1 protein-coding gene is annotated in these 232 nt (G+C 70.7%); it reads left to right on the top strand.

What is annotated here, in order from left to right; translation table 11 throughout:
* Positions 1-232 (top strand): MaoC family dehydratase (locus tag ACLJNW_RS28865; RefSeq protein WP_410962114.1); only part of this gene is annotated, 232 nt, incomplete at both ends.

Genomic DNA, 232 nt, shown 5'->3' with positions numbered 1-232 from the left:
GGGTCGGCGACAGCAAGGTGCTCTGCCGCGGCGTCAAGGTGCCCGGCGAAATTCCGCCGAAAGCCGAGCAGGAGCCGCTGCCGCTGGAGCCGGTCGACAACTGGAAGGCGCCCGCCGACATCGGCCGGCGCTATGCCCGTGCCGCCGGCGACTACAACCCGATCCACCTGTCGGCGCCCAGCGCCAAGCTGTTCGGCTTTCCCCGCGCCATCGCCCACGGCCTGTGGAACAA

The organism is Salmonella sp. SAL4457, from assembly GCF_046548235.1.
In the GTDB taxonomy this organism is placed as follows: domain Bacteria; phylum Pseudomonadota; class Gammaproteobacteria; order Enterobacterales; family Enterobacteriaceae; genus Salmonella; species Salmonella enterica.
Note: the sequence above shows the minus strand (reverse complement) of the source record. Positions and strands in the feature narration are given on the sequence as shown.